This window comes from Actinomadura chokoriensis (genome assembly GCF_039529475.1).
In the GTDB taxonomy this organism is placed as follows: Bacteria; Actinomycetota; Actinomycetes; order Streptosporangiales; family Streptosporangiaceae; genus Spirillospora; species Spirillospora bangladeshensis.
The window spans coordinates 13,791-27,837 of sequence record NZ_BAAAMW010000013.1; the positions used below are offsets into that span (position 1 = coordinate 13,791).

At 74.2% G+C, this 14,047-nt stretch carries 15 protein-coding genes; 8 read left to right on the forward strand and 7 right to left on the reverse strand.

The window, feature by feature from the left end; genetic code table 11:
- Positions 1 to 134: 134 nt before the first annotated feature.
- From ABFX46_RS25745 to ABFX46_RS25765, 5 genes are read left to right on the forward strand one after another with little or no spacing between them, the layout of a single operon-like run.
- Positions 135 to 935, forward strand: coding sequence for an ABC transporter ATP-binding protein (locus ABFX46_RS25745; RefSeq protein ID WP_346045921.1), 801 nt, complete (start codon positions 135 to 137; stop codon positions 933 to 935).
- Complete coding sequence (locus ABFX46_RS25750; RefSeq protein WP_346045922.1) at positions 932 to 1,786, forward strand: ABC transporter ATP-binding protein; 855 nt, start codon at positions 932 to 934, stop codon at positions 1,784 to 1,786. The genes ABFX46_RS25745 and ABFX46_RS25750 overlap by 4 nt, the downstream gene beginning before the upstream one ends.
- Positions 1,783 to 2,673: a branched-chain amino acid ABC transporter permease gene (locus ABFX46_RS25755; protein ID WP_131942988.1), complete on the forward strand. Its 891-nt coding sequence runs from the start codon at positions 1,783 to 1,785 to the stop codon at positions 2,671 to 2,673. The genes ABFX46_RS25750 and ABFX46_RS25755 overlap by 4 nt, the downstream gene beginning before the upstream one ends.
- Positions 2,666 to 3,766 carry a branched-chain amino acid ABC transporter permease gene (locus ABFX46_RS25760; RefSeq protein WP_346045924.1) on the forward strand — a complete coding sequence of 367 codons (1,101 nt, stop codon included), beginning with the start codon at positions 2,666 to 2,668 and terminating at the stop codon, positions 3,764 to 3,766. Before ABFX46_RS25755 ends, ABFX46_RS25760 begins: the two co-directional genes overlap by 8 nt.
- Positions 3,763 to 5,034, forward strand: a complete 1,272-nt coding sequence (locus ABFX46_RS25765) for an ABC transporter substrate-binding protein (protein ID WP_346045926.1) — start codon at positions 3,763 to 3,765, stop codon at positions 5,032 to 5,034. The genes ABFX46_RS25760 and ABFX46_RS25765 overlap by 4 nt, the downstream gene beginning before the upstream one ends.
- On the opposite strand, the gene ABFX46_RS25770 is transcribed toward ABFX46_RS25765, so the two are convergent.
- Genes ABFX46_RS25770 through ABFX46_RS25790 form a run of 5 tightly spaced genes read right to left on the reverse strand, consistent with a single transcriptional unit; the run spans position 5,031 to position 10,004 of the window.
- A complete protein-coding gene (locus ABFX46_RS25770) occupies positions 5,031 to 5,528 on the reverse strand; it encodes a MarR family winged helix-turn-helix transcriptional regulator (protein ID WP_346045927.1) in 498 nt (165 codons plus the stop codon). The genes ABFX46_RS25765 and ABFX46_RS25770 overlap by 4 nt on opposite strands.
- Positions 5,525 to 7,003: an MFS transporter gene (locus ABFX46_RS25775; RefSeq protein WP_346045928.1), complete on the reverse strand. Its 1,479-nt coding sequence runs from the start codon at positions 7,001 to 7,003 to the stop codon at positions 5,525 to 5,527. Before ABFX46_RS25775 ends, ABFX46_RS25770 begins: the two co-directional genes overlap by 4 nt.
- Positions 7,004 to 7,058: 55 nt before the next feature.
- The gene (locus ABFX46_RS25780; RefSeq protein WP_346045929.1) at positions 7,059 to 7,865 is read right to left on the reverse strand and encodes an ABC transporter ATP-binding protein; all 807 of its coding nucleotides are present in this window, start codon (positions 7,863 to 7,865) and stop codon (positions 7,059 to 7,061) included.
- Positions 7,865 to 8,914 carry a FecCD family ABC transporter permease gene (locus ABFX46_RS25785; protein ID WP_346045930.1) on the reverse strand — a complete coding sequence of 350 codons (1,050 nt, stop codon included), beginning with the start codon at positions 8,912 to 8,914 and terminating at the stop codon, positions 7,865 to 7,867. Before ABFX46_RS25785 ends, ABFX46_RS25780 begins: the two co-directional genes overlap by 1 nt.
- A 52-nt stretch (positions 8,915 to 8,966) precedes the next feature.
- Complete coding sequence (locus ABFX46_RS25790) at positions 8,967 to 10,004, reverse strand: FecCD family ABC transporter permease (protein ID WP_346045931.1); 1,038 nt, start codon at positions 10,002 to 10,004, stop codon at positions 8,967 to 8,969.
- Between the two features lie 98 nt (positions 10,005 to 10,102).
- Between ABFX46_RS25790 and ABFX46_RS25795 the strand changes: the two genes are divergently transcribed.
- Both ABFX46_RS25795 and ABFX46_RS25800 read left to right on the forward strand, forming a co-directional pair.
- Positions 10,103 to 11,131, forward strand: coding sequence for an ABC transporter substrate-binding protein (locus ABFX46_RS25795; protein ID WP_346045932.1), 1,029 nt, complete (start codon positions 10,103 to 10,105; stop codon positions 11,129 to 11,131).
- A gap of 11 nt (positions 11,132 to 11,142) precedes the next feature.
- On the forward strand, positions 11,143 to 11,973 hold the full coding sequence (locus ABFX46_RS25800) for a siderophore-interacting protein (RefSeq protein ID WP_346045934.1): 831 nt from the start codon (positions 11,143 to 11,145) through the stop codon (positions 11,971 to 11,973).
- 1 nt (position 11,974) lies between these two features.
- Here the strand turns inward: ABFX46_RS25800 and ABFX46_RS25805 are convergent, their stop codons facing one another.
- Entirely contained in the window at positions 11,975 to 12,589 is a 615-nt protein-coding gene (locus ABFX46_RS25805; RefSeq protein ID WP_346045936.1) for a response regulator transcription factor, read from the reverse strand.
- Positions 12,577 to 13,725: a sensor histidine kinase gene (locus ABFX46_RS25810; RefSeq protein WP_346045938.1), complete on the reverse strand. Its 1,149-nt coding sequence runs from the start codon at positions 13,723 to 13,725 to the stop codon at positions 12,577 to 12,579. Before ABFX46_RS25810 ends, ABFX46_RS25805 begins: the two co-directional genes overlap by 13 nt.
- Positions 13,726 to 13,809: 84 nt before the next feature.
- Here ABFX46_RS25810 and ABFX46_RS25815 point away from each other — a divergent pair, with 84 nt between their 5' ends.
- On the forward strand, positions 13,810 to 13,989 hold the full coding sequence (locus ABFX46_RS25815; protein ID WP_346045940.1) for a hypothetical protein: 180 nt from the start codon (positions 13,810 to 13,812) through the stop codon (positions 13,987 to 13,989).
- The last annotated feature ends 58 nt before the right edge of the window (positions 13,990 to 14,047 follow it).

Sequence of the window (14,047 nt, forward strand, 5' to 3'; positions counted from 1 at the left end):
GGCACCGCGACTGTGCTCGCCGCACAACCCGGACGACCGCCCGTTGGACCCCGGCCCCGTCTTGCCCCGGGCCCGTAGACGCAGGTCGGCGGCCCGTGCTGGGCTGCCCGCCACACGAACTTACGGAGGGGCGAATGGCGAACGGGACCCTCGCGGTCCGCGATCTGTCGGTGAGCTACGGGCGGGCGGTGCGGGCCCTGCGCGGCGTCTCGCTGGACGTCCCGGCGGGCTCGGTCACGGCCGTGCTCGGCGCGAACGGGGCGGGCAAGACGACGCTGCTCCGGGCGATCTCCGGGACGCTGCCGTTCCACCGCGGAGCGGTGGACGCCGGCGCGGTCCGCCTCGGCGACCGGTCCCTCGTCGGGCTGCACCCGGCCACCATCGTGGCGGCCGGGGTGGTGCAGGTGCCGGAGGGGCGGCGGGTGTTCGGCCGGCTCAGCGTGGAGGAGAACCTGCGGGCGGGAGCGCTCGGCACGCCCGGACGCGGCGCCGCGGCCAAGGCGCACGGGCGGGTGCTGGAGCTGTTCCCGGTGCTCGCCGAGCGGTCCCGGCAGCGGGCCGGGCTGCTGTCGGGCGGCGAGCAGCAGATGCTCGCGATCGGGCGGGCGCTCATGGCGTGCCCGTCGGTGCTGCTGCTGGACGAGCCGACGCTCGGCCTGGCGCCGCTGATGGCCGAGCGGATCGCCGAGACCGTCCGGGAGATCAACCTGCAGGGCACCGCGATCCTGCTGATCGAGCAGAACGCGGCGCTGGCGCTGGAGCTGTCGTCGGAGGCGCACGTGCTGGAGGTCGGCGCGGTCACGCTGCACGGGCCGTCGGCGGAGCTGGCCGCGAGCGACGAGGTCCGGCGGCGCTACCTCGGCGTCGGCGCCGAGGAGGACGAGGACGGCGGCGACACGGTGCCGCCGCCGTCGCTGGAGCGGTGGGCAGGATGAGCGGAGCGAACCGGGGGGCGCGGGGGGCCGTCCCCCCTCGGGAGACCGGGCCGAGCGAACTCGTGGTCGAGGGGCTCACCGTGCGGTTCGCCGGGCTGACGGCGCTGGACGGGGTCGGTTTCACCGTGGCGGAGGGCAGCGTCCACGCGGTCATCGGGCCGAACGGGGCGGGCAAGTCGACCTGCTTCAACGTGCTGTCCGGGGTGTACCGGGCGAGCGAGGGCAGCGTCCGGTTCGCCGGGGCGGAGCTGACCGCGCTGCCGCCGCACCGGATCGCGGGCCTCGGGGTGGCCCGGACGTTCCAGAACATCGCGCTGTCGCGGCACCTGTCCGTCGAGGACAACCTGATGCTCGGGCGGCACCGGCTCACCCGGGCCGGCTTCGTGTCGGCGGGGCTGCGGCTGCCGCGGGCGCGCCGCGAGGACGCCCGGCACCGCGCCCGGGTCCGCGACATCGCCCGGTTCGTCGGGGTCGGCGAGCATCTCGCGGCGCCGGTGGGGCTGCTGTCGTACGGCGTCCAGAAACGGGTCGAGCTGGCCCGCGCGCTCGCGATGGAACCCCGGCTGCTGCTCCTGGACGAACCCGTGGCCGGGATGAACGGCGCGGAGCGGCGCCGGATGGCCGAGGTCATCGGCCGGGTCCGCGCCGACCTCGGCGTCTCGGTCCTGCTGGTCGAGCACGACATGGGCATGGTCATGCGGCTGGCCGACGAGGTCACCGTCCTGGACTTCGGCCGGCGCATCGCGGGCGGCGCACCCGAGCGGGTGCAGCGGGACCCGGCGGTGATCCGCGCCTACCTCGGCGCCGCGCACGAGCCGCGCGAGACCGCCGATTCGGAGGGAAATCCTTGAGCACGTTCATCGAGCTGGTGGTCAACGGGGTCTCGGCGGGGTCGGTGTACGCGCTGATCGCCCTCGGCTTCGTGATCATCTTCAAGGCCACCGAGGTGGTCAACTTCGCGCACGCGTCGCTGCTGCTGGTCGGCGGCTACGTGACGGCCGTTCTGCACGACGACATCGGGTTCCTCGCGGCGCTCGGCGCGGGCGTCGCCGCGGCGGCGGTCGCGGGCGCGCTGGTGGAGTTCCTGGTGCTGCGCCGCGCCCGGGTCGAGGACCAGGCGGTGCTCGCGATCGTCACGATCGGCGTCGACATCGTGCTGACGACCGCGCTCACGCGGGAGATCGGCACGCAGGTCCTGTCGATGGGCGACCCCTGGCAGGACGAGATCGTGGAGGTGGCGGGCGTCGGCATCGCGCAGACCCGCATCGCCGCGTTCGCGGTCGCGTCGCTGCTGATCGCGGCGTTCCTGCTGGCGTTCCGCTACACCTCGTGGGGCGTGGCGATGCGGGCGGCGGCCGAGGACGGGGAGACGGCGGCGCTGATGGGCGTCCGGCTGACCCGCGTGTCGCTGGCGGCGTGGGCGGTCGCGGGGGCGCTCGCGGCGGTCGCGGCGCTGTTCCTCACCGTGTTCCCCACGCCGGGCCTGGACCGCAGCACCTCGTTCGCGGCGATGAAGGCGTTCCCCGCCGCGATCCTCGGCGGGCTCGACTCGACGACGGGCGCCCTGGTCGGCGGGCTGATCGTCGGGCTCACCGAGTCGCTGGTGACCGGCTACCAGGGCGACCTCGCGTTCATGGGGCGCGGCATCGGCGAGGTGGCGCCGTTCGTGGTGATGCTGCTGGTGCTGCTGGTCCGCCCGGCCGGGCTGTTCGGGACGAGGGAGCTGTCGCGTGTCTGAACGTCCGCTCCGCACCGCGGCCGCGCTCGGCGGAACGCTGGTCCTGCTCGCCATGCCCTTCTACCTGGACGCCTTCTGGCTCCAGACCGGCCTGTTCGCGATGTCGGCGGCGATCGGCGCGATCGGCCTGAACCTGCTGACCGGCGCGACCGGTCAGCTGTCGATGGGGCACGCGTTCTTCCTCGCGGTCGGCGCCTACGGATACGTGTACCTGGCGTCCGAGGACGGGCCGCACGCCGCGGGCCTCGGGCTGCCGACGCCGCTGGCCTTCGTCGGCGCGATCGTCCTCGCGGGCGTCGCGGGCGGCCTGTTCAGCCCCATCGCCGGACGGCTGCGCGGCGTCTACCTCGGCATCGCCTCGCTCGCGCTGATCTTCATCGGGCAGCACGTGCTGTTCAACGCCGAGACCGTCACCGGCGGGTTCAACGGCCGGGACGTCCCGCCGCTGGAGCTGGCCGGGCTCCGCTTCGACGACTCCCCCGAGCTGGTGCTGTTCAACGTGCCGCTCGGCGCGCTGGAGCGGCTGTGGTTCCTCGCCGTGCTGCTGCTGATTCCGGCGGCGTGGATCGCGCGCGGCATCGTGCGCGGCCGGCCGGGGCGGGCGATGAACACGATCCGCGACCACGAGACGGCGGCGGCCGTGATGGGCGTGCCGGTGGCGCGCTACCGGGCCGGGGTGTTCGTGCTGTCGTCGATGTACGCGGGGGCCGCCGGGGCACTGCTCGCGCTGGCGTTCCGCCGGACCGTCCCCGACTACTTCGGCATGTTCCTGTCCCTGGACTACCTCGCCATGATCGTCATCGGCGGGCTCGGCACCGCCGCCGGGGCGATCGCCGGCGCGGTGTTCGTGTCGGTCCTGCCGCAGCTCCTCACCCGCTTCGGCGACGACCTGCCGCTCGTCGCCGCGCCGGGCTCCGCCGGGGTCTCCCCCGCCGAGGCCGCCCGGATCCTGTACGGCGCCGCCGTCGTCGCCGTCGTCCTGTTCCTGCCCGGCGGCCTGGCCGGGATGTGGCCGCGGCTGCGCACCGCCGCGTCCCGGCGCCGGGCCGCCCGTCCCCTCACCCGACTCGAACAAGAGGAGCAACCCACATGAACCGAACGGCACGTCTCACGGCGGTCGCCGCCCTGGCGGTCGCGCTGCCGCTGAGCATGGCGTCCGGCTGCAGCGGCAAGGCGACCGGCGGGTCCGGCGGCACCGGGAAGGACGGTGTCAAGACCGGCCCCGGCGTCAGCGACGACACGATCCGCGTCGGTGCCGCGACCGACCTGACCGGCGTCTACGCCCCGCTCGGCAAGAGCCTCACGCAGGCGCAGCAGATGTACTTCGAGCAGGTCAACGCGCAGGGCGGGATCTGCGGCCGCAAGGTCGAGCTGGTCGTCCGCGACCACGGCTACGACGTGCAGAAGGCGGTCGCCGGGTACAGCGAGATGCAGTCGAGCGTCATCGGCCTCGCCCAGTTCGTCGGGTCGCCGATGGTCACGGCGCTCAACCAGCGGATCACCTCCGACAAGATGTTCGTGATCCCGAACGCGTGGGCGACGACCCTGCTCGGCAACAAGTACATCCAGGTCACCGGCACCACCTACGACGTAGACATGATCAACGCCCTGGACTTCCTGACCAAGGAGAAGGGGATCGAGAAGGGCGACAAGATCGGTCACGTCTACTTCGAGGGCGACTACGGCGAGAGCGCGCTCGCCGGGTCGAAGTACGCGGCCGGCAAGCTCGGTCTGACCCTCGTCGAGCAGAAGATCAAGGCGACCGACAACGACATGACCGCGCAGGTGTCGGCGCTGAAGGACGCCGGCGTGAAGGCGATCCTGATGAGCGCCGGGCCGAAGCAGTCGGCGTCCCTGGCGGGCGTGGCGCGGGCCAAGGGGATCATGGTGCCGATCGTGGCGAGCAACTCCGGGTTCTCCCCGCAGCTGCTGCAGACCCCGGCCGCCCCCGCGCTGCTGAAGGACTTCTACCTCGCCAGCGCCGGCGCGCCGGTCTCGTCCGACCTGCCGGCGATCAAGAAGCTCGCGGACGACTACGCAAAGAAGTACCCGGGGCAGCCGCGCGACAGCGCGGTCGTCAACGGCTACACCGGCGCGGTGATCTTCGCGGACGCGCTGAAGAAGGCGTGCCAGGCCAAGGACCTCACCCGCGAGGGCCTGATCACCGCGCACCGGTCGACGACCGCGCACGACGGCGGCTACGGCACCCCGATGGACTTCTCGAAGGTGGACGAGCCGGGCACCCGCAAGACCTACATCCTGCGGACCGACGCCAAGGCGCTCGGCGGCCTGGTCGTCGAGCGGGACGCGCAGGAGTCCGAGGCCGCCGAGACCTACAAGGTGCCGTCGGGCGCGGCCTAGGCACCGCCGGGGGCCGTGGGCTCCCCCAGCAGATGGAGGGCGATCCGGTCGAGGACGGCGAGGTCCTCGGCCGGGAGGCCGTACAGCTCCGGCGGCGGGGTGGCGAGGATGCGCTCGGCCTCCGCCGCCGCGGCGCGCCCGGCCTCGGTCGCCGTGACGAGCTTGGCGCGCCGGTCGGCCGGGTTCGGGGCGCGCTCGACGAGGCCGCGCCCGACCAGGTCGTCCACCACGACGGTGGCGTAGGGGCGGTCGGTGAGCAGGAGTTCGGCGACGTCGCCGAGCGTGAGCGGCTTCACCGCGGCGGCGATGCGGCGCAGCGCCTTGGCCCGGAAGAAGCTCATGCCGAGCGCCTCGGCGACCTTCCGGCGCACGTCGTTGCGCTCGTGGAACACGACCCCCAGGTTGCGCCAGGCGCGCGCGGCGACATCGGCCGCGGACTCGGCCGGCGGCTCGGCGGCGGGCTCGGCGGCGGGCTCGGTGGCGGGCTCGGTCATCGGGTGCTCGCTCCCGTCACGTGGGGTCCCTCCGGGGCCGGGTCGCCGGCGTCGAACAGCTCGGTCACGCGCGCGGTGCTGCGCGCGGCCCGCCGGCCGGTGGTGGCCGTGCCGAGCACGAGGACGGCCGCCGCGCATCCGGTCAGGATCCAGTATGCCGGGCGGGCGGCGGACACGAAGGCGTCCGCGCCGGGCGCGCCGGAGGCCGCGGCGGACGTCCCGGCGGCGAGCACCGCGCCGATCACCGCGACGCCGAGCGCCTGCCCGATCTGCCGGCTGGTGGACGCGACAGCGGCGGCGACCCCGGCCTGGGCGCGCGGCATCCCGGACACCGCCGTGTTCGTGATCGGCGAGTTGATCATCCCGAACCCGATGCCGAACAGCACGTAGGACGCGAACAGCGTGAGGTCCCGGGTCTCGGCGTCGAACGCGGCGAACAGCAGTCCGCTGGCGAGCATCGTGGCCCCGGCGATCTGCAGCGGCAGCCGGGGGCCGCGGCCGCCGACCAGGCGTCCGGACAGCGGGGAGACCGCGGCGGTCATCGCGGCCATCGGCAGCAGGTACAGCCCGGCGTGCAGCGCCGACATGTCCCGGACGTTCTGCAGGTAGAGCGTGTTGAGGAAGAGGAACCCGCCGAGCGCCGCGAACCCGCTGATCGCGATCAGCGTCGCGCCCGAGAACGGCAGGCTGCGGAAGAAGCGCAGGTCGATCAGCGGCTCGGGGGCGCGCAGCGCGTGCAGGACGAACCCCACGAGCGACGCCGCGGCGAGCAGCGCGGCGCCGTAGACGGCCGGGTCACCGATGCCGCGGCCGGGCGCCTCGATGATCGCGTAGGTCAGCGTCCCGAGCAGCACGATCATGAGCGCCTGGCCGAGCGGGTCGGGCCGGCGCGGCCGCTCGGCGCGCGACTCGGGGACGAACAGCGCGGTCAGCGCGAGCGCGGCGAGGCCGATCGGCACGTTCAGCCAGAAGATCGACCGCCAGCCGACGGAGTCGACGAGCAGCCCGCCGACGAGCGGCCCCATCGCCATGCTCAGCCCGACGACGGCGCCCCACACGCCGATGGCGCGGGCCCGCTCGCGCGGCTCGGTGAACACGTTCGTGATGATCGACATGGCGACCGGGTTCAGCATCGACCCGCCGACGGCCTGCACGACGCGGGCGGCGACGAGCCAGCCGAGGGACGGCGCGAGGCTGCACAGCACCGATCCGGTGACGAACAGCGCGAGGCCCGTCTGGAACACCCGGCGGCGCCCGATCCGGTCGGCGGTGGAGCCGGCGAGCATCAGCAGCGAGGCGAGGACGATCAGGTAGGCGTCGATCGTCCACTGCAGCCCGGACAGCGAGCTGTCGAAGTCGTGCTGCAGGGTGGGCAGCGCGACGTTGAGGATCGTGTTGTCCAGGCTGACGATGAGCAGGCTCATGCAGCAGATGCCGAGGACCAGTGACCTGCGGCGGGGGCTGAGTTCGGGCACCGCGGTCCAATCGTTGTAGGCGTACAAACGTTATAAGCCTACAACTAATTCGCGGTCAGCGGAGGGCGGGGACCCGGCCGCGCGCGGCCGGGATCACCAGCGGCGTCCCGGTCTCCGGGCAGTCGATCACCCGGCACGGCAGCCGGAACACCTCCTCGACCAGCTCCGACGTGACCACCGAGGCCGGGTCGCCCGCCGCGACGATCCGGCCGTCCCGCATGGCGACCAGGTGCGTGGCGTACCGGGCGGCGTGGTTCAGGTCGTGCAGGACGGCGACGACCGTGCGGCCCTCCTCGTGCAGCCGCGCGCACAGGTCGAGGACCTCGATCTGGTGGGCGATGTCGAGGTAGGTCGTCGGCTCGTCCAGCAGGAGCAGCGGGGTCTGCTGGGCGAGCGCCATCGCGATCCACACGCGCTGCCGCTGGCCGCCCGACAGCTCGTCCACGTGCCGCTCGGCGAGGTCCTGGACGCGGGTCGCGGCCATCGACTCGGCGACGACCCGCTCGTCCTCCCGCGACCACTGCCGCAGCAGGCTCTGGTGCGGGTACCGGCCCCGCGACACCAGGTCGGCGACCGTGATGCCCTCCGGCGCGATGGACGACTGCGGCAGCAGGCCGAGCGTCCGGGCGAGCTTCTTGGCGGGCCAGCCGGCGATGGGCCGGCCGTCGAGCACGACCGTCCCGGCCGCCGGCCTCAGGATCCGGGCGAGCGCCCGCAGCAGCGTCGACTTGCCGCACGCGTTCGGGCCCACGATGACCGTGAACGACCCGTCCGGCACGGCGACGTCGAGGTCCTCGGCGATGGTGCGCTTGTCGTAGGCGAGGGTGAGGCCCGTCCCGGTGAGGCGTGCTTTCTCGTCCATCAGATCCGTCCCGTCTTGCGTTCGGTCACGAGGAGCCAGACCAGGTACCCGCCGCCGAGGAGGCCGGTCACGACGCCCACCGGGAGCTGGTGCCCCGGGAAGGCGTGCTGCGCGACCCAGTCGGCGGCCACCAGCAGCGCCGCGCCCATGCACGTCGCGGGCAGCAGGTTGGGGCCGGTCGTGCGGGTGAGGCGGCGGGCGAGCTGCGGCGCGGTCAGCGCGACGAACGCGACCGGCCCGGCCGCCGCCGCGGCGAGCGAGGTGAGCAGCACGCCCGCGGCCAGCATGACCAGCCGGACCCGCTCGATCGGGACGCCGAGGCCGTGCGCGGCGTCGTCGCCCATCTCCAGCATCCGCAGCGCCCGCCCGCAGCCCACCATGACCAGGGGCCCGAGGACGGCGAGCGCCGCGAGCACGGGCGCGGTGTCGGCCCAGTCGCGGCCGTCGAGGCTGCCGGTCAGCCACAGCACGGCGCGGGCCGCCTCGGTGATCTGCGCCTGGGTGAGCAGGTAGCCGTTCACGCCGGTGAGGATCGCCGCCACGCCGATGCCGACGAGGACGAGCCGCTGCCCGTGCGCGCCGTGCCGTCCCGCGACGGCGAACACGACCAGGCCGGTGAGCAGGCCGCCGCCCGCCGCGCCGGCCGCGACCGCGGCGGTGCCGCCGCCGGTCAGCACGATCACCGCGAGGACGCCGCTCGCCGCGCCCTGGGTGAACCCCAGGATGTCCGGGCTGCCGAGCGGGTTGCGGGTGAGCGACTGGAAGACCGCGCCCGCCAGTCCGAGCGCGGCGCCGACGGCGAGCCCGGCCGCCACCCGCGGCAGCCGGATCTCGTTGACGATCAGCGAGTCGGCGGGCGTGCCCCGCCCGAGCAGGGTGCGGACGACGTCGGCGGGGCTCATCGGGAAGTCGCCGCTGCCGATGAGCAGGACGCCCGTCCCGAGCGCCGCCGCCAGGCAGAGCGCGGCGACGGCGAACGCGCGCGGGCGGAACCGGAACGACGCCCCGGCGGGCGTCCGGACGACGGCGAAGTGCGGCCCGCGGCTCATGGCTGTGCTCCTCGTGGGGGGACGACCCCCCACACCCCCCGGTTCGCTTCGCTCATGAGAGGCCCTTCCTCGGGCGCCGGACGAAGTACAGGAACACCGGCCCGCCCGCGATGACCATCACGATGCCGACCTGGACCTCCGACGGGCGGGCGGCGACGCGCCCGAGGACGTCCGCCGCCAGCATCAGCGCGGGCGACAGGATCGCGCAGTACGGCAGCAGCCGGCGCAGGTCGGGGCCGGTCAGCGCGCGGACGAGGTGCGGCACCATCAGCCCGACGAAGATGATCGGCCCGCAGGCGGCCGTCGCCGCGCCGCACAGCAGGGTGACCGCGGCGATCGCGGCGATCCGGGCGCGGCGGGGGTCGGCGCCGAGCGCGCGGGCGGCGTCCTCGCCCATCGCCATCGCGTTCAGCGGGCGGGCGAGCAGGAGCGCGAGCACGAGGCCCACCGCGACGAACGGGGCGACCCGGACGACGGTGTAGTCCTGCGCGGCGGCGAGGGAGCCGACCGTCCAGAAGCGCATCCGGTCCAGGGACGCGGTGTCGAGGAGCTGCACCGCGTTCACGTAGGAGTACAGCGCGGCGTTCAGCGCGGCCCCCGCGAGAGCGAGCCGCGCCGGGGTGGCGCCGCGCCCGCCGCCGACCGCGTAGAGCAGCACGGCGACCGCGCCGGCGCCCGCGAACGCGAACCACACGAAGCCGGTGAACGAGGTGATCCCGAGGAACGAGATCGCCGACACGACGGCGGCCGCGGCGCCCGCGTTGATGCCGAGGATGCCGGGGTCGGCGAGCGGGTTGCGGGTGAGCGCCTGCATCACCGCGCCGGCCAGCCCGAGCGCCGTCCCGGCGAGCAGGCCGAGCAGCGTGCGCGGCAGGCGCATCTCGTGGACGAGCGTGTACGCGGCCGAGCCGGGGTCGACGAGCCCGTCCCACGCCTGCCCGAGCGACAGCGGCTTCGCGCCGACGGCGAGGCTGAGCGCGGCGGTGGCGAGCAGGAACAGGACTCCGCCGCACAGTCCGGCCGCCCGCCATGCGCGACCGGGGGGTGCGGCCGGCCGCTCGGCGAGCGGGCGCGGCGTGGTCGACAGCACCGGGCGGGCCTCCTCTGGACAAGATCTTAGGTTAGGTTAACCTAAGTCACCATCGGCCCACTATCCGGCCACCGTAGTTGATTCAGGAGAAAGTTCGCATGTCGCATACCGGTGCTCGCCCCCTCACCCGCCGTGCCGTCCTGGGCGCCGGCGGCGCCTTCGCCCTCGGCGCGCTGATCAGCGCGTGCGGCGGCGACGACGGTCCGGGCGGCACCGCCTCCCCCGGCGGCGGCGCCTGGACGTTCACCGACGACCGCGGCACGAAGGTCGGCCTCAAGAAGCGCCCGCAGCGGATCGTGGGCTACTCCGCGACCGCCGCCGCCCTCTACGACTTCGGCATCGACGAGCAGATCGTCGGCGTGTTCGGCCCGACGAAGCTGAAGGACGGCAAGCCCGACCCGCAGGCCGGGAACCTGCCCGTCGGCCGGCTGGAGATCATCGGCAACGCGTTCGGCGAGTTCAACATCGAGAAGTACGCCGCGCTCCGCCCCGACCTGCTCGTCGACAACATGTTCATCCCGGGCGACCTGTTCTACGTCCCCGCGGAGAGCAAGGACAAGATCTACGCGCTGGCGCCGAGCGTCGCCATCGCCGCGGGCTCGGTCCCGCTGCCGAAGCCGATCGAGCGGACCGCCGCGCTCGCCGCCGCCCTCGGCGCCGACCTGAAGGCGGCGAAGGTCACCGCCGCCAAGGCCCGGTTCGAGAAGGCCGCCGAGGCCGTGCGCGCGGCGGCGAAGGCCAAGCCGGGCCTGAAGGTGCTCGCCGCGTCCGGGAGCCCCGACCTGTTCTACGCCTCCAGCCCGGCCAAGAACACCGACCTCATCTACTACAAGGAGCTGGGCGTCGACCTGATCGTCCCGGACAAGCTGGGCAAGGACGACTACTTCGAGAGCCTGAGCTGGGAGAACGCCGACAAGTACAAGGCCGACCTCATCATGCTCGACTCCCGCACGCAGGCCCTGCAGCCGAAGGACCTGGAGTCCAAGCCGTCCTGGAAGGACCTCCCCGCGGTGAAGGCCGGCCAGGTCATCCCGTGGAACGCGGAGCCGCGCTTCTCCTACGAGGGCTGCGCGCCGCTCCTCGAAGCCCTCGCCACCGCCCTCGACTCCGCGAAGAAGACGAGCTGAAAGGCAGCGCGATGACGACTCCGGCCCACCCCTACGCCTTCTTCGACGTGCACGTCGTCCGCTCGGAGCGGCTCGGGCCGTCCATGGCCCGGATCACCCTGGGCGGGACGTCCCTGGACGGCTTCGCGACCGCCGGGCGCGACCAGCGCTTCAAGCTGTTCCTCCCGCACCCGCACCAGGACGCGCCGGTCATGCCGGAGAACAGCGACGGCGCCACCTGGTTCAACGACTGGCGCGCGCTGGACCCGGCCGAGCGCGGCATCATGCGCTCCTACACCGTCTGCGACCACCGCCCCGGCGAACTGGACGTCGACTTCGCGCTGCACGGCAACGGCACGTCCGGGCCGGCGTCGCGGTGGGCGTCGGCGGCCGCCGAGGGCGACCGCGTCACGATCCTCGCCCCAACGGGCCCGGACAACGGCGGCTACGACTTCCGCCCGCCGCCCGGCGCCCCGGTCGTGATCGCGGGCGACCTGACCGCGCTGCCCGCCATCGCGGGGAACCTCGCCTGGCTGCCCGCCGGGACGTCCGCGCAGGTCTTCATCGACGTCCCGCACCCCGAGGACCGCCGCGACCTGCCCACCGCCGCCGACACGGAGGTCGCCTGGGTCTCCCCCGGCACCCTCGTGGACGCCGTCCGCGACGCGAACGTCCCGGACGGCGCCTACGCGTGGATCGCCGGCGAGTCCAGCGCGGTCAAGGCCCTGCGCCGGCACCTGGTGAAGGAGCGCGGCCTCGACCGCCGCGCCGTCGCCTTCACCGGCTACTGGCGCCGCGGCGCCACCGAGGAGGACCTCCTCGCCGAGTTCGAGGCGGGCGGCAGCCCCGCCACCGAGGAGTGAGTCAGGGGGCGGGGATGAGGCCGTGCTGGAGGGCGGCCACGACGGCGGCGGTGCGGTCGGAGACGCCCAGTTTGGTGAAGATGCGCAGCAGGTGCGTCTTCACCGTCGCCTGGCCGATGTAGAGGCGCTCGCCGATCTGGGCGTTGGTGAGGCCCTCGGCGACGAGGGCGAGCACCTCCGCCTCGCGCGTGGACAGGACGGGCGGCGCGGGGGTCTCGTCGACGGCGGCGAGGCGCGCCGACACCTCGGGCGACAGGACGCGCCGGCCCGCCGCGGCGTCCCGGACGGCCGCGGCGAGCACGGCGCGCGACGCGTCCTTCAGCAGGTAGCCGGCGGCGCCGGCCTCGATCGCGCGGACGATGTCGGCGTCGTCCTGGAACGTCGTCAGGACGAGGATCCGGTGGCCGGGCAGGCGCTCGATCGCGCTCACCCCGTCGCCGGACGGCATCCGCAGGTCCATCAGGACGACGTCCGGGGCGATGCGGGGCACCAGCGCGACGGCCTCGTCCCCGGACGCGGCCTCGCCCGCCACCTCGATGTCCGGCTCGGCGGCGAGCATCCCGCGCAGCCCCTCCCGGACGATCGGGTGGTCGTCCACGATCATCACGCGGAGCACGGGATCACCGCCTCGACCACGGTCCCGTCGCCGCCGGAGACGGCGAACGTCCCGCCGGCCTGCTCGACCCGGCTCCGCATGCCGCGCAGCCCGAACCCGCGCTCGACCGCGTCCGGCGCGAACCCGCGCCCGTCGTCGGCGACCGTCAGCCGCACGGCGTCCCCGTACTCCAGGCGCACCTTCACCTCCGTCGCCCCGGCGTGCTTGCGGACGTTCGCGAGCGCCTCCTGCGTCACCCGCAGCAGGACGACCTCCACGGCGTCCAGCGGGCGCGGCTCGCCCTCGACCGCGAACTCGGCGGGCAGGTCGAAGTCGCGGGCCATCCGGCGCAGCGCCTCCACCAGGGAGCTGCCGTCCAGCGCGGGCGGCGCCAGCGCCGCGACCAGGCCCCGCGTCTCGGCCAGGTTCTCGCGCGCCGACCGCAGGGCCAGCTCCAGGTGCCGGTTCGGCCCGACCTCGGCCTCCGCCGCCTGCAGCAGCATCGCGATCGACGTGAACCCCTGCGCGATCGTGTCGTGGATGTCGCGGGCCAGCCGCTCGCGCTCGGCGAGCACGCCCGCCTCGCGGCTGACCTCGGCCAGTTCGCCGCGCGTCCGGTCCAGCTCCTCGATGAGGCGCTTGCGCTCGTGGTTCTGGTGGCCCATCCGGCCGATGAACACCGCGAGCAGCCCGCTGCACGCGATGCCCGCCGCCACGATGACGACCGTCACCGCCGTGCCCGCCCCGGACTCCGCGAGCCCCAGCCCGACCGGCCCGGACAGCATGACGAGCATCAGCGCGAACCCGCGCCCCGCCCCGTACATCATGTAGACCTGCGGCGCCAGCGCGGCGAGGGCCGTCGCGGTCACCGGCGCGAGCACCGTCGCGGGCACGAACATGCAGATCAGCGCGACCGCGTAGATCTTGCACCCGGGCCGGGGCAGCTCCTGCGACCGGAGCGCCCTCCGCCCGATCGCCACGTACGCCACGCTCAGCAGGACGAGCAGCGCGATCGCCGCCGACCGCCGCGCCGGCGCCACCTCGTCGGCGGTCGTCGCGGCGATGGTCCCGACCAGCACCATCGCGAAGTAGGCGTCCCAGAACGGATACGAGCGCCGCCAGACGTTCTCCGCCCGCGCCACCGGCTCCCCGGCCATGCCGCACCCTCCGGTTCCCCGCCCGCCCGCTGTCCACCGACCGGTGGATACTACTGGGCTCCGGGCCGCGACAAGATCGAGCACATGAACAAGACCATCGCCCGGCAGGCCCTCTTCGCCCTCACCGTGCTCTACGGGCTCGCGATCGCGCTCCTCACCGTCCTGGACGTGCCGGGCGTCGGAGTCTTCGCCGCCGCCGGCGCCGTCGTCATCGGCCTCGGCTGGGGCTGCGCCGGCATGCTCAACCGCGGCGCGCGGTCCTGAGCCCGCTCCGGGCACCCCGCAGGGGCGGGTGCCCGCCGCCCCCCGGGAACGGCCCGCG

Excerpts from the sequence above, each read along its gene's own strand:
- ABFX46_RS25745 (WP_346045921.1), top strand. The coding sequence starts at position 135 with ATGGCGAACGGGACCCTCGCGGTCCGCGATCTGTCGGTGAGCTACGGG.
- ABFX46_RS25750 (WP_346045922.1), top strand. The coding sequence starts at position 932 with ATGAGCGGAGCGAACCGGGGGGCGCGGGGGGCCGTCCCCCCTCGGGAG.
- ABFX46_RS25765 (WP_346045926.1), top strand. The coding sequence starts at position 3,763 with ATGAACCGAACGGCACGTCTCACGGCGGTCGCCGCCCTGGCGGTCGCG.
- ABFX46_RS25770 (WP_346045927.1), bottom strand. The coding sequence starts at position 5,528 with ATGACCGAGCCCGCCACCGAGCCCGCCGCCGAGCCCGCCGCCGAGCCG.
- ABFX46_RS25780 (WP_346045929.1), bottom strand. The coding sequence starts at position 7,865 with ATGGACGAGAAAGCACGCCTCACCGGGACGGGCCTCACCCTCGCCTAC.
- ABFX46_RS25785 (WP_346045930.1), bottom strand. The coding sequence starts at position 8,914 with ATGAGCCGCGGGCCGCACTTCGCCGTCGTCCGGACGCCCGCCGGGGCG.
- ABFX46_RS25795 (WP_346045932.1), top strand. The coding sequence starts at position 10,103 with ATGTCGCATACCGGTGCTCGCCCCCTCACCCGCCGTGCCGTCCTGGGC.
- ABFX46_RS25800 (WP_346045934.1), top strand. The coding sequence starts at position 11,143 with ATGACGACTCCGGCCCACCCCTACGCCTTCTTCGACGTGCACGTCGTC.
- ABFX46_RS25810 (WP_346045938.1), bottom strand. The coding sequence starts at position 13,725 with ATGGCCGGGGAGCCGGTGGCGCGGGCGGAGAACGTCTGGCGGCGCTCG.
- ABFX46_RS25815 (WP_346045940.1), top strand. The coding sequence starts at position 13,810 with ATGAACAAGACCATCGCCCGGCAGGCCCTCTTCGCCCTCACCGTGCTC.